The organism is Agromyces sp. MMS24-K17, from assembly GCF_043950245.1.
Taxonomy (GTDB): Bacteria; Actinomycetota; Actinomycetes; order Actinomycetales; family Microbacteriaceae; genus Agromyces.
Map to the genome: position 1 here is coordinate 1,339,547 of NZ_CP171640.1, position 21,158 is coordinate 1,360,704.

Consider the following 21,158-nt stretch of genomic DNA (forward strand, 5'->3'; position numbering starts at 1 on the left):
GATGACACTACACCTGCGCTGGCCGGAGTCAAGTCGGTGGATCGGCGAGGTGCGCCGTGATCCTGCGACGAACCCGCCAACGGGTCCGACCGGTGTTCAGCGGATGCGCAGCTCGGCTGCAGGCCGCGTGCGGCGGGCGATCAGCGGACGAGCAGGTAGGCGACCGCCGCGGCGCCGACGCCCAGCACCAGGGTGACGACCACGTTCAGCGTCGCGGCGCGCCAGCGGCCGCCGTCGACGAGCTCGATCGACTCGACCGTCCACGTGCTGAACGTCGTCAACCCGCCGCAGAACCCGGTCACCAGGATGAGCCGGAGGTCGCCGTCGAGCGCCGCGCGCTCGGCGAGGCCGATGAGCGCGCCGGCGACGCCCGACCCGACGACGTTCACGATCAGGATGCCTCCCGGCAGGTGCCCCGGCCGCACCGGGAAGCGGCGCGAGAGCGCGTAGCGCAGGAGCGCGCCGACGGCGCCCGCGACGAGCACGGCCGCCACGACGAGCGGGCTCAGCCCGGCCGTCACAGCGTCTCGCCGTGGTCGGTGACGGAGCGGGGCATCCGTCGATGGATGAGCGACGAGCCGACGCGCAGGCCGAGCGCGGCGGCGGCGAGTCCGCCGGCGACGCTGGCGAGCAGGTAGCCGCCGGCGGTCCACCAGGCGCCCTCGCGACCCAGCACGACCACCGCGGCGGCGACCGCCGAGAGCGTGGTGAACGAGCCGAGCACGCCGGCGCCGACGCCCGCCTTCACCCACTGCGGCGTCGACGGGCGGCGCCAGAGGCCGCCCGCGAGCACGCCGAGCGCGAAGGCGCCAGTGAGGTTGATGAGGAGCGTCTCGACCGGGAACGCGTCGTCGGGGTGCGGGAACGCGAGGTCGAACCCGAGCCGGAGGCCGGTGCCGATCAGGCCGCCGATGGCGACCGCGAGGGAGGCGCGCACCCTCCGAGGCTAGCGCCGCCCGCGCGGACGGGGTGTCGGCGCGACCGCGCGCGCCTCAGGCCTCGTGATCGGCCAGCGCGGCCAGCACCTCGGTGCGCACGGCGTCGAGCCGGGAGCGGAGCAGCGTCACGGTCTCGGCGCTCACCCGCCCCTGGTGGGCCTGCGTGCGGAGGTCGGTGCGGAGGCGCTGGCGGAAGTCGGCGAGCACGAGGTCGGCCTCGTGCACGGCCCGGCTCGACTCGATGTGCGTGTCGGCCGCGCTCGCCCCGGCCCGGGCGGATGCCTCGCCGGCGCGCTTGCCGTCGCGAGCCGACCGCTTCGCCTCCCGCGCCGCGCTCGCGAGCTCGGCGCGCAGCGTGCGCATCGCGGTGTCGACCTCGGCGCGCACGCCGTCGGCGAGCCGGCGGACCGAGTCGGTCACGTCGCTCTCGATCGCGTCGAGCTCGGGCCGGCGGCGCTCGAGCTCGTCGCGGCCGGCGGGGGTGATCTCGTAGACCGTCTTGCGGCCGTCGGCGACCTTCGTCACCAGCCCCTCCTCCTCGAGCTTCGAGAGGCGGGGGTAGATGGTGCCGGCGCTCGGCGAGTAGGTGCCGCCGAACCGCTCGGAGAGGGCTTGGATCAGCTCGTAGCCGTGCCGGGGCTGCTCCTCGAGCAGGGCCAGCAGGTAGAGCCGGAGGTTGCCGTGGGCGAACACCGGGGGTGTCATGCGGAGGCCTCGTCGCTCGTCGCCGCGGCCGGGGCCGGCTCGCGGCGCATGATGGAGATGTTGCCCGAGACGCTGTTGGCGCCGAGGTCGAGCCAGGTGCCGGCGAGTTCGCCGGTGGTGCGCTCGAAGCCCTTGCCGAGCATGCCGCGGAACTCGAAGTCGTCGACCAGCACCGTGCCGCTGACGGTGTTGACCCGGTAGCGGGCGCCCGACCCGGCCGCGAAGCGGACGGTGAGGTTGCCGGTCACCGTGTTGGTGTCGACCCGGGACGGGGTGGTGTGCGCGTCGACGATCATGTCGCCCGACACGGTGTCGGCGTTGAAGCCGAGGATGTCGCCGGAGGCGACGATGTCGCCCGACACGGAGTGGGCGGTGATGCGCCCGACGTGATTGCCGGCCGACACCTCGCCCGACACGGTCGAGAGCTCGAGGTCGCCGACGTGGTTGTCGACGACGACGTCGCCCGAGACGGTGCTGAACTTCGCGTCGCCGTCGAAGCCGGACACGAGCGCGTCGCCCGAGACGATGCCGAGCTTCAGCAGCACGTGGCGGGGAGCGAGGATCGACACGTCGGCCTTCGCGTTGCCGCGCCACTGCTTGAAGACGTCGATGAAGTTGTCCCAGCGCAGCTGCGGGTGGTCGACCTCGAGGCTGTCGCCGTCGATCGAGACCGACAGCTCCTTGCCGCTGACGGACGACACCTCGACGCGGGCGCCCGGCTCGTCATGGGCGATGACGTCGACCTTGCCGCCGATGAGGCTGACCTTGAGCTTGCGGACGAGTTCGAGGTCGATGACCCGGGTCTCGCCGGGCAGGATGGCCCACTTCTCGATCGACATGGTCGGTGCTCCTCGGTTGGTCTGCGTGGCCGGTCCGTGGTCGCCGGCCAGCGTTCGGAACGCGATATATCGCGTCTCTGGGATAACACGATATATCGCGTTTGCGTCGGACGCAAGCATGACGGCCGCGGATGACGCGAGGCGGCGCTTGACCTTGACGTAGCGTCAACCTCTACCGTGGAGGCATCCGGTCGCACGAGGCATCCGGATGCATCGGAGGAAGGAGGGCGCGATGGACTGGTCCATCCAGGAGGTGGCGCGGATCGCCGGCACGACGAGCCGCACCCTGCGCCACTACGACGACGTCGGCCTGCTCCCGCCGAGCCGCATCGGAGCCAACGGCTACCGCTACTACGACCGCTCGACCCTCGTTCGCCTGCAGCGCATCCTGCTGCTGCGCGACCTCGGGCTCGGGCTGCCCGCCATCGCCGAGGCGCTCGACAACGAGACCGCCGAGGCGAGGGCGCTCAGCGGGCACCTCGGGTGGCTGCGACAGGAGCAAGGCCGGCTGGCGCGCCAGATCGCGTCGGTCGAGCGGACCATCACGGCACTGGAGGGAGGTGAGGAGATCATGGCAGGAGAGATGTTCGACGGATTCGACCACACGCAGTACCGCGAGGAGGTCGAGGAGCGCTGGGGTCGCGACGCGTACGCGTCGGGCGACGCCTGGTGGCGCGGGCTCGGCCCCGACGGGCAGCGCGACTGGAAGGCGCGCACCGCCGAGCTGTCGCAGGCGTGGATCGCGGCCACGGAGTCGGGCGAGCAGCCCGGCGGCGACGCGGCGCAGGCGCTCGCGAAGCGGCACGTCGAGTGGCTGACCGGCGTCCCGGGCACGCCCGCGGCGGTCCCCGGCGGGGACATCAAGGCGTACGTGATCGGGCTCGGCGAGATGTACGTCGCCGACGACCGGTTCGGCGCGAACTACGGCGGCCGCGACGGCGCCGAGTTCGTCCGCGACGCGCTGCGCGCGTACGCGGAGCGGGAGCTCTAGGCGAACCGGTGGTTGAGCCTGTCGAAACCACGGGTTTCGACGATCGGTGGTTGAGCCTGTCGAAACCACGGGTTTCGACAGGCTCGACCGCCGGCGCCTACTCGACCGCCGGCGCCTACTCGACCAGCGCCGCCGCCGCGGACGCCCGCGTCTCGCGCGCGGCCGCCGCAGCGCGCTCCTTCGCGCGACGGATGCGCAGGCGCGGCATCATCCAGCCGCACACCGGGCCGATCGTGAGGGCGAAGAGCACGGTGCCGACGCCGACGACGCCGCCGAGCAGCCAGCCGACGATCACGACCGAGACCTCCACCGCGGTGCGGCCGACCCAGATCGGCCAGCCCGTGCGGCGGTGGATGCCGGTCATCAGGCCGTCGCGCGGGCCGGGGCCGAAGTCGGCGCCGATGTACAGGCCGCTCGCGAACCCGACCATGAGGACGCCCGCGGGCAGCAGCAGGATGCGCACCCAGAGGTCGAGGCCCTCGGGGATGAGCAGGAAGCCGATATCGGCCGCCGGCCCCACGAGGAGGGCGTTCATCAGCGTGCCGAAGCCCGGTCGCTGGCGCAACGGGATCCAGAACAGCAGCACGATGCCGCTCGTGATGATCACGATCAGCCCGAAGCCGAGGCCGGTCTGCTCGACGATGCCCTGCGTCAGGACGTCCCAGGGGGCGCTGCCGAGGTCGGCGCGCACGATCATGGCGATGCCGAACCCGTAGAGGAACAGCCCGACGAGGAGCTGGGCGAGGCGGCGCGCGAGGAGTGGCGCGGGATCGTCGAACGAGGCGAGGCGGCGAGGCATGAAGCCATCCAATTCCATGATTGGCCTGTCGCCAACAGGCCAATCGGCATAAAGTGGCCTGCATGGGAGACGCCGCACTCAGCGCCCGCGCACTCGACACCCTGCTCGGGGAGTGGCGCGGGGCATCCGACGACACCGTCTACGGCGCGCTCGCCGAGCGCATCCGCCTGCTCGTCATCGACGGCCGCATCCCCGTCGACACGCGGCTGCCGGCCGAGCGCGACCTCGCCGAACGGCTCCAGGTCAGCCGGGCGACGGTGACCGCCGCCTACGGGCGACTCCGCGAGCAGGGCCACCTGCACAGCGTGCGCGGGTCCGGCAGCGTGGCCCGCCTGCCCGGTGCGCCCGCGATCCTCCCGGCGCCGCTGGCGGGCGCGCACGTCGACCTCTCGAAGGCGGCGCCGCCCGCGCTGCCCTGGCTGGCCGACCTCGCCCGCGCCGCGGCCGAGGACCTGCCCCGCCACCTCGGCGACGCCGGGTACGACCCGGTCGGGCTGCCCGAGCTCCGCGAGGCGATCGCGGCCCGCTACACCGCGCGGGGCCTGCCGACCGACCCCGACCAGGTCATGGTCACCATCGGCGCCCAGCACGCGATCGCCCTGCTGTCGCGCGCCGTCGTCGGGCGCGGCGACCGGGCGGTCATCGAGGCGCCCACCTACCCGCACGCCTACGAGGCGCTGCGCGCCGCCGGGGCGCGGCTCGTCGGCGCGCCCGCGAGCCCCGCCGACCTCGGGGACGTCGCGGCGGCCGATGACGTCGAGGCGCTCGTGCGCACCTTCGGGCATGCCAATCCGTCCATCGCGTACCTCATGCCCGACTTCCAGAACCCCACCGGCCGGTCGCTCTCGGCCGAGGCGCGCGAGCGCGTGCTCGACGCCGCCGCACGCCAGGGCACCGTCGTCGTCGCCGACGAGACGACCGCCGAGCTCGACATCGATCGCGCCGACACCCTCCTGCCGATGGCGGCGTACGGCGACGCCGTGCTCGTGGGCTCGGTCGGCAAGACCATCTGGGGCGGCCTGCGCATCGGCTGGATCCGAGCCGAGCGGCCCCTGCTGCGGAAGCTCCTCGCGGTGCGCCCGCCGGGCGACCTCGGCACGCCCATCCTCGACCAGCTCATCGTCGCCCGCGCCCTCGAGCGGATGGACGAGGTGATCGCCTTCCGCAGCGCCCAGCTCCGCACCGGCCGAGACCACCTCGAGTCGCTCCTCGCCGACGCGCTCCCCGACTGGCACGTGCCGCACGTCGACGGCGGCATCGCGACCTGGGTCGGCCTCGGCGCACCGATCAGCTCGCAGCTCGCCCTCGCGGCGCGCACGCAGGGGCTCATCGTCGCCGCCGGGCCGCGCTTCGGCATCGACGGGGCGTTCGAGCGGTTCCTGCGGCTGCCGTTCTGCTCGCCCGTCGACGTGCTCGACGCCTCCGTCGCCGCGCTCGCGCGGGCGTGGCGGACGCTGTCGGGTGCGCCCGTCGCCGACCCCGGGCTGCTCGCCGACGTGGTGTGACGCGCGGGGCGCGGCATCCGTTCACCGCGCGGGGGTGGGGCGTTCACCGACGCGCCACCGCCGCGTCGCATCCGGCCGGGACGCTGGCGGCGATCCTCGCATCGACCCCACCGGAGTGTGCCCATGCCTGCCCGCCCCCTGTCCCTCGCCGCGCTCGCCGTGGCCTCGATCCTCGCCGCCGGCGCGGGTGCCGCGGCTGCGCCGGCCTTCGCGGCCGGTGACGCGCCGACGCCGACCGCGCCCGGATCCGCCTTCAGCCGCACGGCGACCTACCCGGTCTTCCAGAACGTGCCCGAGGGCGTCGACCCGGCCGCCGAGACGGTCGCCGAGATCTCGACGATCACGGCGGACGGCACCGTCGTCTACACCGACGCGCTCGGCAAGCGGATCGGGTTCGTCGACGTCACCGACCCGAGCGTCCCGGAGGGCACCGGCACCGTCGAACTCGCCGAGCTCGGCCACGCCGACGACCAGCCCACGTCGGTCGCCGCCTACGGCGACTTCGTCCTCGTGGTCATCGACGAGACCGGCGGCGACTTCGTGAATCCGAAGGGCCGGCTCGACGTGCTGCGCGCGAGCGACCGCAGCGTCGTCCGCTCCATCGACCTCGGCGGGCAGCCCGACTCGATCGCGATCTCGAAGGACGGCCGCTTCGCGGCGATCGCGATGGAGAACCAGCGTGACGAGGAGGCGACCCCCGAGGGCGGCGACGAGGGCGACCTGCCGCAGCTGCCGGGGGGCTTCGTGCAGGTGCTCGGCCTCTCCGGCGACGGCGACGGCGTCGACGCCGCCGACCCGGCGACCTGGACCGTCGACGCCGTGTCGTTCCTCGACGACGCGGGCGCGCCGATCCCGGTCGTCGCGGCCGCCGGCTGGGACACCCCGGAGGACCCCGAGCCCGAGTACGTCACGATCAACTCGCGGAACCAGCTCGCCGTGACGCTCCAGGAGAACAACGGCATCGCCATCATCGACCTCGAGACCCGCGAGGTCGCCCGCGCCTTCTCGGCCGGGTCCGTCGCGGTCGACGGCGTCGACGTGAAGAAGGACAAGAAGATCGACCTGACCGGGTCGCTGAAGTCCTCGCCGCGCGAGCCCGACGCGATCGCCTGGATCGGCGACGACCGCCTCGCCACCGCGAACGAGGGCGACTGGAAGGGCGGCACCCGCGGCTGGACCGTCTTCGACGCGACCACCGGCGGCGTCGTCTGGGACGCGGGCAACTCGTTCGAGCGCCTCGCCGCGCAGCACGGCGTCTACAACGACGACCGCGCCGGCAAGAAGGGCTCCGAGCCCGAGGGCCTCGCGGTCGCCGAGTTCGGCGGCACGACGTACGCGTTCGTCGCGAGCGAGCGCAGCAACTTCGTCGCCGTCTACGACGTGACCGACCCGGCCGCGCCCGCCTTCGAGCAGGTACTGTTCACCACGAACGGCCCCGAGGGCATCCTGCCCGTGCCCGAGCGCGACCTGCTCATCGTCTCGAGCGAGACCGACAAGGCGTCGGCGAACGTGCGCGCGTCGGTGAACGTGTTCGAGTTCGGCGGCGCGGCCGCTGCGACCGGTGCTCCGGGCGCGACCGGTGCGACCGGCGGCCCGAGCATCGTCTCCGACCTCGACGATGCGGGGGCCCCGATCGGCTGGCAGGCGCTCGGCGCCCTCGCCGGCGACCCCGACGACGCCGACCGCATCTGGGCGGCCAGCGACGTCGCCGTCTCGCCGAGCACGGTCTACGCGGTCGACGTCGCCTCGACGCCCGCCCGCATCACCGAGGCGATCCGCGTGACCGACGCGGGCGCGCCCGTCACGCTCGACATCGAGGGCGTCGCGGTGGCCCGCGAGGGCGGGTTCTGGCTCGCGCTCGAGGGCGCGACCGGCCCGGCGAACCAGCTCGTGCGCACCGACGTCGACGGCGCGATCGTCGAGAAGGTCTCGCTGCCCGCCGACGTCTCCGCGCACATCGGCAAGTGGGGACTCGAGGGCGTCACGGTGACCGGCGAGGGCGACGAGGAGCGCGTCTGGGTCGCGATCCAGCGCCCGCTCTGGACCGACCCGGCGAACGCCGCGGCCGGCACGGTCGACGGCGACGACGTCACCCGCATCGGCCGCTACGACCGTGCGAGCGGCGAGTGGACCTGGTTCGGCTACCGCCTCGAGCACACCACGGCCGCCGGCGACTGGCTCGGCCTCTCGGAGATCACCGCGATCGACGACGACACCCTCGCCCTCATCGAGCGCGACAAGCTGAACGGCCCGGCCGCCGCCGTCAAGCGGATCACCACGGTCGAGGTCCCCGCCGAGGACCCCGAGGCCGGCGCCCCGCTGCAGGTGCTCGAGAAGCGCACCGCGATCGACGTGCTGCCGAAGCTGCGCGCCACGAACGGCTGGACGCAGGAGAAGCTCGAGGGCTTCGCGGTCGCCGCCGACGGGCAGCTCTACGCGATCACCGACAACGACGGCCTGGTGGATGCCACGGGCGAGACGGTGTTCCTCCGCCTCGGCGCCGCCTCCGCGGCGTTCCCCGACGCCGGCGGCGAGGGCCCGGGCGAGGAGCCCGGCGAGGGCGACGGACCGGCCATCACCCTCGGGGCGACCTCGGTCGTCGCGGGCGGCACGGTCGTCGTCGCGGGCAGCGGGTTCGCACCGGGCGAGGCCGTGCGCTTCGAGCTGCGCAGCGACCCCGTGTCGCTCGGCCAAGCTACCGCCGCGTCCGACGGCTCGCTGTCGTTCATCGCGACCATCCCGGCGTCGACGCCGGCGGGCACCCACGCGCTCGTCGCGATCGCCGGCGAGGCCGAGGTGTCGGCGGCCCTCACGGTCACCGCGGTGCCCGCCTCGGGCACCGCGGCCGGCGACGGCCTCGCTGACACCGGCGTCGAGGCCGGCTGGATCGCCGCCCTCGCTGCCGCGATCGTCGTGCTCGGCGCGGGCGCGGTCGTCGTCGGGATGCGTCGTCGCCGCGCGGTGCGGGCCGGCTCGGCCGACCTGGGCTGAGGTCGGCACGCGGGGTGACACCCGCAGCGGGGCGACCCGCAGCACGACGGCCCGGGCCGAATGGCCCGGGCCGTCGTCGTCTCAGCGACGGACGGCGAACCGCCGCAGGCCGACCAGCACGAGGCCGGCCAGCACCGCGAGGGCGGCGAGCCCGGCGGTGCCCGTCTCGACGCCCGTCGAGGCGAGCGACGCCGCCTCGTCATCGCCCGCGGCGATCACGGCCACCGAGCCGGACCCGGCGACGGACGAGCCGCCCTCGGAGGCATCCGCGCCATCGGTTCCGTCACCCGGCGTACCGGGAACCGCCGGGTCGCCCGGGTCGGCGGGATCGGTCGGAAACGTCGGATCGGTCGGGTCGACCTGGTCCGCGCCCGCCGTCGAGCCGTCGCTCCGGGTGTCGCCGATGACGCTGATCGCGTTCCCGCCGACCGTGATCGGCAGCGAGATCATCGGCAGCAGCTGCGTGCCGCCGAGCACCGAGTCGTCGCCGCCGGTCGCGGGCGCCGCGCCGCCGGTGCCCGCCCCAGTCCCGGCCGTGCCGGCCGTGCCGGCCTCGGTCGAGGCATCCGTCGACGCGCTGTCGCCGATCACGCTGATCGCGTTGCCGCCGACGAGGATCGGGGCGACGATGTCGCCGACGACCTGCGTGCCGCCGAGCAGCGAGTCGTCGCCGCTGGTCGAGGGCGCCGAGCCGGCGGTGCCCGCCCCGGAGCCGGTTCCGGGGCCGGCCGTGCCGGCCGCGGTCGAGGCATCCGTCGACTCGCTGTCGCCGATCACGCTGATCGCGTTGCCGCCGATCGTCACCGGCACCGACATGTCGACCAGCGCCTGCGTGGCGCCGAGCAGCGAGTCATCGCCGCTCGTCGTCGCGGCCGGTGCGTCCGGCGAAGCCGCCGGAGCCGCCGGAGCCGGAGCCGCCGCGGCCGGGGCAGTCGCCGCCCCGTCCGACGTCGCGTCGCCGAGCACGCTGATCGCGTTGCCGCCGATCGTGATCGGCACCGACACGTCGACGAGTGCCTGCGTGCCCGAGCCGAGGCTGTCGTCCCCGCCGGTGACGGCGGCCGGGGCCGGGGCGCCGGTCGCGGCAGGGCTGCCGGTCGAGGCATCCGTCGACGACGCGTCGCCGAGCACCGAGATGCCGTTGCCGGACACCGTGATCGGCAGGTCGATCGAGATGCCGAGCTGCGTGCCCGACAGGATGCCGTCGTCGCCGCTCGTCTCCGCAGCGTTGGCGACGCCGGCGCCGAGGAGCGTGAGCCCCCCGGTGAGGAGGGTCGCGTACAGCGCCCTCGTGGCGAACCGCTTGAGGTCCATGATGTGTCTCCTGACTTGGTACGGGTTGGTGCTCCCGGGCAGGGAGCGATGACCGGTTCCGCTGCCGTGCGCGCGCCGAAGGCGCAGCGGCGCGGCCGCGGAGGGTCCCCGTCAGTCCGGAGTGGTGTCGGTGTCGAACACCGGCGACGACGGCAGATCGTCGCCGGCCGCGCCGGTGGCCCGAGCGACCCCGAGGTCGAGCGCGGGCGAGCCGGAGATCGAGTCGGAGGCCGAGCCGGATGCCCCGCCTGCGGCGCCCGCGGAACCGGACGAGCCGGCGCCGCCGGGCGCGGCGGGGCCGGCGGGGGCGCCGAACGGCGTGCCGGTGGGCGGCGCCACGGGCGGCGCCGCGCCGACGGCGGGGCCTGCGATGGAGTGCGAGGACGCGGTGCCGGGCGGCGCACCGGAACCGTTCGGCAGGTCTGGCGGACCCGTCGCCGCGGTCGTGGGCGGCCGGGCGCCGGGCGGCGCGTCCGTGGCCGGCGGAGACGGATCGACGACGCCGGCATCAGGGTCGGGCAGCAGCGGGATCGAGGGCAGGGTCGGCAGCACGCCGCCGTCGGGCAGCGGCCCGAGTGTGCCGACCACCGTGCCGAGCGTGGCGTCCAAGGCCGCGGTCACCGGGTGCAGCACCGAGCCGAGCAGGCCGTCGGGCGCCACGGCGCCGACCACCGACCCGGCGACGGGCACGCTGCCGACGACCGAGTCGAGCCCGTCGGCCACGGGGTCGACGATCGTGCCGATCGCGCCGGAGCCGGCGAGGTCGCCCACCGGATCGGCCACGCCCTCGACGACGGCGCCCGCGGTCGCGTCGACGGCGTCGACGACGGCGTTCGCCGTGCCGACGGTGCCGTCGACCACGACGTTCGCCGCCTCGCCCGCGTCGGCGACCGGCGCGGGCGCCTGCGCAGCGACCGGCGCGAGCACCGCGCCCACCGGGGAGAGCACGCCCTGTACGAGGCCGCCCAGGCCGTCGCCCACGGCATCGGTCGTCTCGGCGACGCCGCCGAGCACGCCACCGACCGCGCCGAGCAGGCCCCGGCCGTCGGATTCGTCGGCCGAGGCGCTCCCGGCTCCGGCGGCGAGCCCCAGGGCCAGCCAGAGGGCGGAGCCGGCGGCGCCGAGGAGGGCGTAGCGGAGCGCCGCACGACGCATCGAACGCGTCCCAGCCTCCATCGGCGATCACCCCCCCAAGTCTGTTCGGACCATATCGTCCCGCGGGGGAACGGCGCAGCCCTTGCGTCCGGCGGGTCGGGACATCCGCTCACCGCCCCATCGCAGCCGCGTTCGACCCGGTCGCGGGCCGCTCGAAGGCCCGGGACTCCCAGCATCCCGTGACATCCGGAGGGTTCCGTCCTGCGAGAATCGAGCCCATGCACCTGCTGGCGAAGCTGTCCATGAAGAACCGCGCGCTCATCGCGCTCGTGACGATCGTGGTGGCGATCTTCGGCGGCATCTCGCTGACCAGCCTCAAGCAGGAGCTCGCGCCCTCGATCGAGTTCCCGCAGCTGTCGATCGTGACGAGCTACCCGGGCGCGTCGCCCGACATCGTGAACACGGACGTCTCGACCCCGATCGAGACCGCCATCCAGGGCATCACCGGCCTCGAGTCGACCACGACGACCAGCTCGACGGGCGTCTCGCGCGTCACCGCGAGCTTCACCTACGGCACCGACCTCGCGTTCGCCGAGCAGAAGCTGCTGTCGGCCGTGAACCGCATCTCGAGCGACCTGCCCGACGACGTCGACCCGCAGGTCATCGCGTTCTCGCTGAGCGACCTGCCCGTCATCGCGGTCGCCGTAACCGGCGTCGACGACACCAGCACGCTCTCCGACGAGCTCACCCGCACGACGCTGGGCGAGATCAACGACATCGACGGCGTGCGCCAGGCGAGCCTCGTCGGCGACGTCGGCCAGCGCGTCACCATCACGCCCGACCCCGCGAAGCTCGCCGCGATCGGCCTCTCGCAGCAGGCGATCCGCGACGCGCTCCAGCAGAACGGCCTGCTCATCCCGGCCGGGACGATCACCGAGGGCGACTCCACCTTCGCCGTGCAGACCGGCACCCGGCTCGGCAGCGTCGACGACATCGCCGCCCTGCCGATCATCGGCGGCGCCTCGCCCGTCACCGACCAGCCCGTCGAGGCCACGATCGCGGATGTCGCGACCGTCGAGCTGACCGAGAACCCGGTCACGAGCATCTCGCGGGTGAACGGCGAGCCGGCGCTCACGATCTCGGTCACGAAGCTGCCGAGCGCGAACACGGTCGAGGTCTCGAACGAGGTGAAGGCGCTGCTGCCCGACCTCGAGGCGTCGCTCAGCACGACGAACCCGGGTGCGACGTTCACGGTCGTGTTCGACCAGGCCCCCTACATCGAGCAGTCGATCGAGTCGCTCGCGACCGAGGGCCTGCTGGGCCTCGCGTTCGCGGTGATCGTGATCCTGATCTTCCTCATGTCGGTGCGGGCGACGTTGGTCACGGCGATCTCGATCCCGACCTCGGTGCTCATCACCTTCATCGGCCTCCAGGCGGCCGACTACACGCTGAACATCCTGACCCTCGGCGCGCTCACGATCGCGATCGGCCGCGTCGTCGACGACTCGATCGTCGTCATCGAGAACATCAAGCGGCACCTCGTCGCGGGCGTCGACAAGGGCTCGACGATCGTGCGCGCGGTCAAGGAGGTCGCCGGCGCGATCACCGCGTCGACGATCACCACCGTCGCGGTCTTCCTGCCGATCGCGCTCGTCGAGGGCGTCACCGGCGAGCTCTTCCGGCCGTTCTCGCTGACCGTGACGATCGCGCTGCTGGCGTCGCTGCTGGTGTCGCTGACGATCGTGCCGGTGCTCGCGTACTGGCTGCTGAAGCCGGCGAAGCTGCACAAGCACGACGAGGCCGGCGAGGCCGCCGCGGCCGCGTTCGTCGACGACTCGTCGGCCGCGCCGAAGGCCGACGCCGACGAGCTCGAGCACCCGTCGCGCCTGCAGCGCGGCTACCTGCCGATCATCGAGTGGACGCTGAAGCACAGCGTCGTCACGCTCCTGCTCTCGGTGCTGGTGCTCGGCGGCACGCTCGCGCTGGTGCCGTTCATGAAGACGAACTTCCTCGGGTCGTCGGGCCAGAACACGTTCCAGGTGACGCAGGAGCTGCCGGTCGGCACGAGCCTCGACGCGATGGACGCGGCCTCCGACGAGGTCGAGCAGGTGCTGCTCGACACCGAGGGCATCGAGACGGTGCAGACCTCGATCGGCTCCGGCGGGCGGGGCCTCCAGGCCGTGTTCGGCGGCGGCAGCTCGACGGTGACCTACTCGGTCACGACCGATGAGAGCGTCGACCAGGACGCGCTCCAGGCTGAGGTGCGCGCGGAGCTCGACGACATCGAGGACGCGGGCGAGATCACCCTCGCGGCGTCGAGCGGCTTCGGCGCCTCGAACGACATCGAGGTCGACATCACCGCGTCGAACGCGGAGGACCTGCAAGCCGCCACCGACGCGATCATCGAGGAGCTCCAGGGCGTCGACTCGGTGAGCCAGGTCACCTCGAACCTGTCGGAGGCGCGCCCGTACGTCGCCGTCGAGGTGGATCGCACCGCGGCGGCCGCGGCCGGCTTCAGCGAGGTCGCGCTCGGCGGGTACGTCTCGGCCGCGATGCAGCCCCAGCCGGGTGGCTCGGTCGTCATCGACGAGCAGACCCTCACGATCTACCTCGCCGCCGACAACCCGCCGGCCTCAGTCGAGGAGCTGAGCGCGCTGCAGGTGCCGACCCCGACGGGCCTGGTGCGGCTCGACAGCCTCGCCACGGTCGAGACGGTCGACGGACCGGCGTCCGTGACGACCGTGCAGGGCCTGCGCAGCGCCACGGTGACGGCGACGCCGGCGGGCGACGACCTGGGCACGGCGAACGCGGCCGTGACCGCGGCGATCGCGGACGCCGACCTGCCCGCCGGGACGAGCGCGTCGCTCGGCGGCGTCTCGAGCGACCAGGGCGAGGCGTTCTCGCAGCTCGGCCTCGCGCTGCTGGCGGCGATCCTGATCGTCTACATCGTGATGGTGGCGACGTTCCGCTCGCTCCTGCAGCCGCTGCTGCTGCTCGTCTCGGTGCCGTTCGCGGCGACCGGCGCGATCGCCCTCCAGGTGATCACGGGCATCCCGCTCGGCGTCGCCTCGCTCGTCGGCGTGCTCATGCTGATCGGCATCGTGGTGACGAACGCGATCGTGCTCGTCGACCTGGTGAACCAGTACCGCGACCGCGGCATGACCGTGCGTGACGCGCTGCTGCACGGCGCCTCACGCCGTCTCCGGCCGATCCTCATGACGGCGCTGGCGACGATCTTCGCGCTGCTGCCGATGGCGCTCGGCATCACCGGGCACTCGGGCTTCATCTCGCAGCCGCTGGCGCTCGTCGTGATCGGCGGCCTGGTGTCGTCGACCGTGCTCACCCTCGTGGTGCTGCCGACGCTCTACAACCTGGTGGAGGGCGCGCGCGAGCGTCGTCGCCTCCGGAAGCAGGGCGGGGCGGATGCCTCGGGCACGCGCCCGGTCGAGGGACCGGATGCCCCGGTCGCCCCGGCCGATTCGGCCACGGCCACGGTGGAGTAGCCCCCGGGCGGCGGGCCCCGAGTCCCGCACACCCGACGCACCCCCACCGCACGTCGTCGCCGCGGCGCCCGGAGCCGGAGTTCACCCAGAGTTCACCGGTTCGTCGGGCGCCGCGGCGGCGGCGCTCCGAGCCCGATTCCTAGGCTCGGAGCATGACCATGGCGCCGGCACCCGTGTCGCAGCGCGTGCGGGTCGCCGTGCTCGACCGCATCGTGCGGGGCGAGTGGGCGGAGGGTACGCCGCTGCCGAGCGAGGCCGCGCTGTGCCGTGAGTTCGGCACCTCCCGGGGGCCCGTCCGGCGGGCGCTGGCGGCGCTCCGCGCCGAAGGCGCGGTCATCGGCGGCCGCGGACGGGCGCCGGTGGTGGGCAAGGTCGTGCCGGCCCGCCCGATCCTCGACGGCCGGTCGTTCACCGACTGGGCGCTCTCGGAGGGGCGGTCGCCGGGCCAGCGCACCCTGTCGCTCGATCGTCGCCCGGCGACGTCGGCCGTGGCGGGGGTGCTCGGGCTCGACGAGGGCGGCACGGTGGTCGAGCTCGTCCGCATCCGCATGCTCGACGGCCGGCCGGTGATGCTCGAGCGCGCGGCCTTCGCGCCCGACGTGGGTCGGCACCTGTTCGGGTTCGATCCCGACTCGGGCTCGGTCACGACCGAGCTCGCCCGCCACGGCGTGGCGCCGGCCGAGGTGCGGCACACCGTCGACGCGGTCGCCGCGAACCGGCTCGACGCCGAGTCGCTCGGGGTCGCGGTCGGGACGCCGCTGCTGCGCGACCGCCGGCGCTCCGGCGACGCATCCGGCCGCGCCGTCGGGCTGACCGACGCCCGCTACCGGCCCGACCTGGCGACGCTGACCGTCGGCGCCTGAGCGCCGGGCGAATCCGATCCGCCGTCGCCGCTGCGTCGAGCACCGCGTCCGGCGTCCGCACCGCCCGCCCTCCCGAGCACCGCGCGAGCGGATGCCTCGGGCGCGAGGTCGAGCCGGCGCAGGAGCTGCGCGTTGAGGGCGACGACCACGGTCGACAGGCTCATCAGCAGCGCGCCGACCGACATCGGCAGCACGAACCCGATCGGCGCGAGCACGCCGGCGGCGAGCGGTACCGAGACGAGGTTGTACCCGGCCGCCCACCACAGGTTCTGCGTCATCTTGCGGTAGGTCGCCCGCGACAGCTCGATCACCGACAGCACCGACCGCGGGTCGCTCGAGGCGAGCACGACGCCGGCCGAGGCGATCGCGACGTCGGTGCCGGCGCCGATCGCGAGGCCGACGTCGGCCTGGGCGAGCGCCGGCGCGTCGTTCACGCCGTCGCCGACCATCGCCACCTTCCGGCCTTCCGCCTGCAGCTCGCGCACCCTGGCCGCCTTGTCCTCCGGGCGCACGCCCGCGAACACGCGATCGATGCCGAGCGTCGCGGCGACCGAGCGGGCGACGGGCTCGGCGTCGCCGGTGATCATGACCACCTGCACGCCGAGGGTGCGGAGCGCGTCGACGGCCTCGCGCGACTCGGGGCGAACCTCGTCGGCCAGGGCCAGGGCGCCGGCGACCGAGCCGTCGACGACGACGTGGAGCACCGTCTGGCCGGCCGCGCCCCACCCGTCCGAGGCCGGGATCGGCGCATGGCCGTCGCGGGCGAGCAGGTTCGGGCCGCCCACCTCGACGACGTGCCGGTCGACCGTCGCGCGGACGCCGATCGCGGCGGACGCGGTGAACCCCGCGGCGGCCGGGACGGCGAGCCCGCGCCGCGCGGCGTCGGCGACGATCGCCTTCGCGAGCGGATGCTCCGAGTCGGCCTCGGCGGCCGCGGCCAGGGCGATCACCCGGTCGGGGTCGAACCCGGGCACGGCGACGGCGTCGGTCACGGCCGGCTCGCCACGGGTCAGGGTGCCGGTCTTGTCGAAGAGCACCGCGTCGACGGTGCGCATGGTCTCGAGCGCGAGGCGATCGGTGACGAGCACGCCGCCGCGGGCGGCTCGCTCGGTCGCGATCTGCACGACGAGCGGGATCGCGAGGCCGAGCGCGTGCGGGCAGGCGATCACGAGCACGGTGATCGTCCGCATCACGGCGTCGTCGGGGCTCCCGGCGAGCGTCCAGGCGATCGCGGTCAGCACCGCTGCGGCGAGCGCGAACCAGAACAGCCAGCCCGCCGCCCGGTCGGCGAGGCGCTGGGCGTGCGAGGTGGAGGCCTGCGCCTGCGCCACGAGCCGGCGAATGCCCGCCAGGGCGGTGTCGTCGCCGACCGCGTCGACGCGGACGCGGATCGCGGTGTCCGTCGCGACGGTGCCGGCCACGACGCGGTCGCCGGGGCGTCGGATCACCGACGCCGATTCGCCGGTGATCATCGACTCGTCGAGCGCGGCCGTGCCGTCGACGACCACGCCGTCGGCGGGCACCCGGCCGCCGGGCCGCACGATCGCCACGTCGCCGACGCGCAGGTCGGCGGGCGCGACGAGCTCGACGGTCGGCGTGCCGTCCGGGGCATCCGTCACCCGCTCGGCCTCGTCGGGGAGCAGCGCGGCCAGCGCGTCGAGCGCGCTCGACGCCTGCTGGATCGAGGCCATCTCGATCCAGTGGCCGAGCAGCATGATCACGATGAGCAGCGCGAGCTCCCACCAGAAGTCGAGGTGGTGGTCGAGCACGCCGACGCTCGCGCCGAGCGAGGCGAGCCAGGCGACGGTGATCGCCATGCCGATGAGCAGCATCATGCCGGGCTTGCGGGCGCGAAGCTCCGACCACGCCCCCTCGAGGAACGGGCGGCCGCCCCACAGGAACATGACCGTGCCGAGCACGGGCGAGATCCACAGCACGATCGCGAGGTCGGGCAGCGGGTACCCGAGGATCGACGCGAACATCGGGCTGAACGCGATCGTCGGCACGGCGAGCACGAGCATGATCCAGAAGAGGCGGCGGAACCCGCCGACGTGGTCGCCGTGGTCGTGCTCGTGGTGCGCGTGCGCCTCGGGGTGCTCGTGGCCGCTCATGCGTCGATCCTCCTCGGGTCGGCTCTCCTTCGCGAGAGAATACCCCTAGGGGGTATTGGTGTCGACAACCGGCCGCGGTGCGATTCCATTCCCGGCCGGCGGATCCGCCCACGATCCGCCCACTGCGAACACGCCTGACACTGGGCTCGCCCGCCTGCTTCGATGGCCGGATGGACCTGCTCATCCTCGGCGGCACGCAGTGGCTCGGCCGCGAACTCGCCGCCGCCGCGGTCGCCCGCGGCCACGACGTGACCTGCCTCGCGCGCGGCGAGGCGGGCGCCGTCGCGGACGGCGTGCGCTTCGTGGCATCCGACCGCTCCTCCCCCGATGCGTACGCGGCCGTCGCGGGCCGCGCGTGGGACGCGGTGATCGACGTGACCCGCGTCGCCGCGTTCGCGGCGGAGGCCGCGGCCGCGCTCGCCGGGGCGACGCGGCAGGCGGTGTTCATCTCCACCGGCAACGTGTACGCCCGCCACGACGAGCCGGGCGCCGACGAGACCGCGGCGCTGCTCGAGCCGGGCACCCGGGCCTCCGACGACGACCCCTACGGCACGGCGAAGGTCGCCTGCGAGGCCGCGTACCGCGCTGCGTACGGCGATCGCCTGCTCGTCGTCCGGTCCGGGCTCATCGGCGGTCCGGGCGACCACTCCGGGCGCACCGGGTACTACGTCGCGCGCGCCGCCCGCGACGACGCGCCGATGCTCGTGCCCGACCTGGGCGACGCGGCCGCGCAGTTGATCGACGTGCGCGACCTCGTCGACTGGGTGCTCGGGTCGCTCGAGCGGGGCCTCACGGGCACGTTCGACGCGGTCGGCGAACGCAACACGGTGGCGGGCGTCGTCGCGTCGTCGCTCGAGGTCGCGGGCCGGCGCGGCGAGGTGGTCGCCGTCCCGGCCGCCTTCCTCGTCGAGCAGGGCGTCGCCGAGTGGTCGGGGGAGGACTCGATGCCGCTCTGGATCGCGGATGCCTCGTGGTCGGCGTTCCAGGCGCACTCGAACGCGGCCGCCGTCGCGGCGGGCCTGCGCCTGCGGCCGCTCGAGGAGACCCTCGCCGACCTGCTGGCGTGGGAGCGGGCGCAGGGACTCGACCGGGCGAGGGGCGCCGGGCTGTCGGCCGGACGGGAGCGCGACCTGGTGCGGGCGGCGCGCGATGGTGCGAGGCTGGCGACATGAAGACGCTCCTGCTCGTGCGCCACGCCAAGTCCGACTGGGGCGACCCGCGGCTCGCCGACCACGACCGACCGCTGAACGACCGGGGCGAGAAGGACGCGCCGGCGATGGGCGGGCGCCTCGCCGAGCGCGGCGTGGAGCTCGATCTCGTCGTCACCAGCACCGCGCTCCGCGCGCGCACCACCGCCGGCCTCATCGCGGCGGCCGTCGGCCTGCCCGACGACCGGGTCGTCGAGGACGAGCGCCTGTACGGGGCATCCGGCGGTGGCATCCTCGCGGTCGCGAGCGGCCTGCCCGACGACGTCGAGGTGGCGGCCGTCGTCGGCCACAATCCGGGCATGAGCGACGCCGTCGGCGAGCTCACCGGCACCTGGACCGACCTGCCCACCTGCGCCGTCGCGACGTGCCGCGTCGACGTCGACCGCTGGGTCGAGCTCGTCGAGCGCACCGGCGTGCTCGACCGGATCGACACCCCGAAGGACTGACCGGCGCGGCCCGCCGCCGAACGGATGTCCCGAACCGCGGGTCATCCGTCCCGCCGAGGGGGTGACACGTCGTGAAGGGCGGGCGTACGATCGCGACCAGCGCGCCCGTGTGCCGGCGCGGCGAGCCGAGCGGAGGGCGTCGATGTCGTTCATCACGAGGGGCTTCACCGGGCGACGGCACGACGAGGATCCGCGGCTCCCACCGGGCCAGACCCTCACCGACGGCTTCCCGGTGCTCTCGGCCGGCCCGACGCCCGACATCGACACCGACGACTGGGCGTTCACGATCCGCACCGAGACGGGTGCGTCGCACTCGTGGACGTGGGACGAGCTGATGGCCCTCGAGATCGAGGACGTCTCGACCGACATCCACTGCGTCACCCACTGGTCGAAGCTCGGCACGAGCTGGCGCGGCGTCTCGCTCGACACGCTCTTCGCCGACGTCGAGACCGAGTACGAGTTCGTCATGGCGCACAGCTACGGCGGCTACACGACGAACGTCCCGCTCGAGGAACTGCTCGACGGGCAGGCGTGGATCGCGTTCGAGTTCGACGGCGAGCCGCTCGACCCCGAGCACGGCGGGCCGGCGCGCCTGCTCGTGCCCCACCTGTACTTCTGGAAGAGCGCGAAGTGGATCCGCGGCCTCGTCATGATGGAGGACGACGAGCCGGGGTTCTGGGAGCAGAACGGCTACCACCTCCACGGCGACCCGTGGAAGGAGGAGCGGTACTGGTGACCGACGCGACCACGGCCACCGTCACGGCGACGCCGGCGCGCCTGCGCGTCGCGTGGCACGTCGCGACCGTCGTCGCGACGACCCGCGAGACTGCCTCCGCCGCCCGCATCGTGCTCGACGTGCCGACCTGGCCGGGCAACGCGGCCGGGCAGCACCTCGACGTGCGCCTCACCGCGCCCGACGGCTACTCGGCCACCCGCTCCTACTCCATCGCCTCCGCGGGCCCCGGCACGCGGGTCGTGCTCGCCGTCGACCGCCTGCCCGACGGCGAGGTCTCGCCGTTCCTCGTCGACGAGCTGCGCGCCGGCGACCAGCTCGAGGTGCACGGACCGCTCGGCCGGTTCTTCGTCTGGCAGCCCGGCGCCGCCGACGGGCGACCCGTGCAGCTCATCGCGGGCGGATCCGGCGTCGTGCCCCTCATCGCGATCGCGCAGGCGCGGGCGGATGCCTCCGACGGCACGCCGTTCCGGCTGCTCTACTCGGTGCGCACCCCCGACGACGTGCTGTTCGCGCCCGAGCTCGACGCGCTCCAGGCGACGGATGCCCCGCTCCGCGTCGACCTCGTCTACACGCGCCGCGTACCCGACGGCTGGCCGGTCCCGGCCGGCCGCATCGACGAGGCGCGGCTGCTGGCGGCCGCGATCCCCGTCGAGGACCGCCCGATCGTCTACGTCTGCGGGTCGACGGGGTTCGTCGAGCGGGTGGCCGACTGGCTCGTCGCGGCCGGGCACGCGGGGCGCGACATCCGCACCGAGCGATACGGAGACACCGCATGAGCGAGCAGCGCGCCGACCACGGGCCGGCCCACGTCGACGGCAACGCGCTCGCCGGCCCCCTGGCCGACCTGTTCGCGTTCGAGGCGACCACCGCCTCGGCCCGGTGCGCGACCTGCGGCGTCGTCGAGACGCTCGCCCGCGCGATGGTCTACCGCAGCGGCGCGGGCAGCGTCGTGCGCTGCGCGGCGTGCGGCGAGGTGCTCGCCGCCATCGTCGACGCCGGCGACCGGGTCTTCCTCGGGTTCTCGGGGGTCAGCACGATCGAGGTGCGGCGGGCGTAGCCGCGACGCACGTGCGGTGGCGTCCGCCGGCGCGGCCCGACAAGCCCGACCGGCCCG

The 21,158-nt window shown here is 74.3% G+C and carries 18 protein-coding genes; 10 read left to right on the forward strand and 8 right to left on the reverse strand.

The features are described from left to right. Nucleotides 1-140: 140 nt before the first annotated feature. From crcB to ACGGZK_RS06035, 4 genes are read right to left on the reverse strand one after another with little or no spacing between them, the layout of a single operon-like run. Nucleotides 141-521, reverse strand: coding sequence for a fluoride efflux transporter CrcB (gene crcB, locus ACGGZK_RS06020; RefSeq protein WP_395245361.1), 381 nt, complete (start codon nucleotides 519-521; stop codon nucleotides 141-143). Then, nucleotides 518-937 carry a fluoride efflux transporter FluC gene (locus ACGGZK_RS06025; protein WP_395245362.1) on the reverse strand — a complete coding sequence of 140 codons (420 nt, stop codon included), beginning with the start codon at nucleotides 935-937 and terminating at the stop codon, nucleotides 518-520. Before ACGGZK_RS06025 ends, crcB begins: the two co-directional genes overlap by 4 nt. A 55-nt stretch (nucleotides 938-992) precedes the next feature. Beyond that, nucleotides 993-1,643 carry a PadR family transcriptional regulator gene (locus ACGGZK_RS06030; RefSeq protein ID WP_395245363.1) on the reverse strand — a complete coding sequence of 217 codons (651 nt, stop codon included), beginning with the start codon at nucleotides 1,641-1,643 and terminating at the stop codon, nucleotides 993-995. Continuing rightward, entirely contained in the window at nucleotides 1,640-2,482 is an 843-nt protein-coding gene (locus ACGGZK_RS06035) for a DUF4097 family beta strand repeat-containing protein (RefSeq protein ID WP_395245364.1), read from the reverse strand. Before ACGGZK_RS06035 ends, ACGGZK_RS06030 begins: the two co-directional genes overlap by 4 nt. A 232-nt stretch (nucleotides 2,483-2,714) precedes the next feature. Here ACGGZK_RS06035 and ACGGZK_RS06040 point away from each other — a divergent pair, with 232 nt between their 5' ends. Further along, nucleotides 2,715-3,473 (forward strand): MerR family transcriptional regulator, encoded by a 759-nt coding sequence (locus tag ACGGZK_RS06040; RefSeq protein ID WP_395245365.1) that lies wholly within the window; start codon nucleotides 2,715-2,717, stop codon nucleotides 3,471-3,473. Between the two features lie 115 nt (nucleotides 3,474-3,588). Here ACGGZK_RS06040 and ACGGZK_RS06045 read toward each other — a convergent pair whose 3' ends face one another. After that, complete coding sequence (locus ACGGZK_RS06045) at nucleotides 3,589-4,272, reverse strand: YitT family protein (protein ID WP_395245366.1); 684 nt, start codon at nucleotides 4,270-4,272, stop codon at nucleotides 3,589-3,591. A 62-nt stretch (nucleotides 4,273-4,334) separates the two neighbouring features. Here ACGGZK_RS06045 and ACGGZK_RS06050 point away from each other — a divergent pair, with 62 nt between their 5' ends. Further along, nucleotides 4,335-5,777, forward strand: coding sequence for a PLP-dependent aminotransferase family protein (locus ACGGZK_RS06050; protein WP_395245367.1), 1,443 nt, complete (start codon nucleotides 4,335-4,337; stop codon nucleotides 5,775-5,777). A 123-nt stretch (nucleotides 5,778-5,900) separates the two neighbouring features. Continuing rightward, a complete protein-coding gene (locus ACGGZK_RS06055) occupies nucleotides 5,901-8,768 on the forward strand; it encodes an esterase-like activity of phytase family protein (protein WP_395245368.1) in 2,868 nt (955 codons plus the stop codon). An 81-nt stretch (nucleotides 8,769-8,849) separates the two neighbouring features. Here the strand turns inward: ACGGZK_RS06055 and ACGGZK_RS06060 are convergent, their stop codons facing one another. Together ACGGZK_RS06060 and ACGGZK_RS06065 are read right to left on the reverse strand one after the other, a co-directional pair. Then, complete coding sequence (locus ACGGZK_RS06060; RefSeq protein WP_395245369.1) at nucleotides 8,850-10,082, reverse strand: chaplin family protein; 1,233 nt, start codon at nucleotides 10,080-10,082, stop codon at nucleotides 8,850-8,852. A 111-nt stretch (nucleotides 10,083-10,193) separates the two neighbouring features. Further along, nucleotides 10,194-11,237, reverse strand: a complete 1,044-nt coding sequence (locus tag ACGGZK_RS06065) for a hypothetical protein (RefSeq protein ID WP_395245370.1) — start codon at nucleotides 11,235-11,237, stop codon at nucleotides 10,194-10,196. A 218-nt stretch (nucleotides 11,238-11,455) separates the two neighbouring features. On the opposite strand from ACGGZK_RS06065, the gene ACGGZK_RS06070 reads away from it, so the two are divergent. Together ACGGZK_RS06070 and ACGGZK_RS06075 are read left to right on the forward strand one after the other, a co-directional pair. Beyond that, nucleotides 11,456-14,680, forward strand: coding sequence for an efflux RND transporter permease subunit (locus ACGGZK_RS06070; protein ID WP_395245371.1), 3,225 nt, complete (start codon nucleotides 11,456-11,458; stop codon nucleotides 14,678-14,680). Nucleotides 14,681-14,832: 152 nt separating this feature from the next. Further along, complete coding sequence (locus tag ACGGZK_RS06075; protein WP_395245372.1) at nucleotides 14,833-15,543, forward strand: GntR family transcriptional regulator; 711 nt, start codon at nucleotides 14,833-14,835, stop codon at nucleotides 15,541-15,543. On the opposite strand, the gene ACGGZK_RS06080 is transcribed toward ACGGZK_RS06075, so the two are convergent. Then, nucleotides 15,504-17,654, reverse strand: a complete 2,151-nt coding sequence (locus tag ACGGZK_RS06080; RefSeq protein WP_395245373.1) for a copper-translocating P-type ATPase — start codon at nucleotides 17,652-17,654, stop codon at nucleotides 15,504-15,506. The genes ACGGZK_RS06075 and ACGGZK_RS06080 overlap by 40 nt on opposite strands. A 170-nt stretch (nucleotides 17,655-17,824) precedes the next feature. On the opposite strand from ACGGZK_RS06080, the gene ACGGZK_RS06085 reads away from it, so the two are divergent. From ACGGZK_RS06085 to ACGGZK_RS06105, 5 genes are all read left to right on the forward strand, one after another. Further along, nucleotides 17,825-18,826 (forward strand): NAD-dependent epimerase/dehydratase family protein, encoded by a 1,002-nt coding sequence (locus tag ACGGZK_RS06085; protein WP_395245374.1) that lies wholly within the window; start codon nucleotides 17,825-17,827, stop codon nucleotides 18,824-18,826. Beyond that, on the forward strand, nucleotides 18,823-19,308 hold the full coding sequence (locus ACGGZK_RS06090) for a SixA phosphatase family protein (RefSeq protein WP_395245375.1): 486 nt from the start codon (nucleotides 18,823-18,825) through the stop codon (nucleotides 19,306-19,308). The genes ACGGZK_RS06085 and ACGGZK_RS06090 overlap by 4 nt, the downstream gene beginning before the upstream one ends. 142 nt (nucleotides 19,309-19,450) lie before the next feature. Continuing rightward, nucleotides 19,451-20,044, forward strand: coding sequence for a sulfite oxidase-like oxidoreductase (locus ACGGZK_RS06095; RefSeq protein WP_395245376.1), 594 nt, complete (start codon nucleotides 19,451-19,453; stop codon nucleotides 20,042-20,044). Beyond that, on the forward strand, nucleotides 20,041-20,820 hold the full coding sequence (locus ACGGZK_RS06100) for a ferredoxin reductase (protein ID WP_395245377.1): 780 nt from the start codon (nucleotides 20,041-20,043) through the stop codon (nucleotides 20,818-20,820). Before ACGGZK_RS06095 ends, ACGGZK_RS06100 begins: the two co-directional genes overlap by 4 nt. Then, a complete protein-coding gene (locus ACGGZK_RS06105; RefSeq protein ID WP_395245378.1) occupies nucleotides 20,817-21,101 on the forward strand; it encodes a DUF6510 family protein in 285 nt (94 codons plus the stop codon). The genes ACGGZK_RS06100 and ACGGZK_RS06105 overlap by 4 nt, the downstream gene beginning before the upstream one ends. The last annotated feature ends 57 nt before the right edge of the window (nucleotides 21,102-21,158 follow it).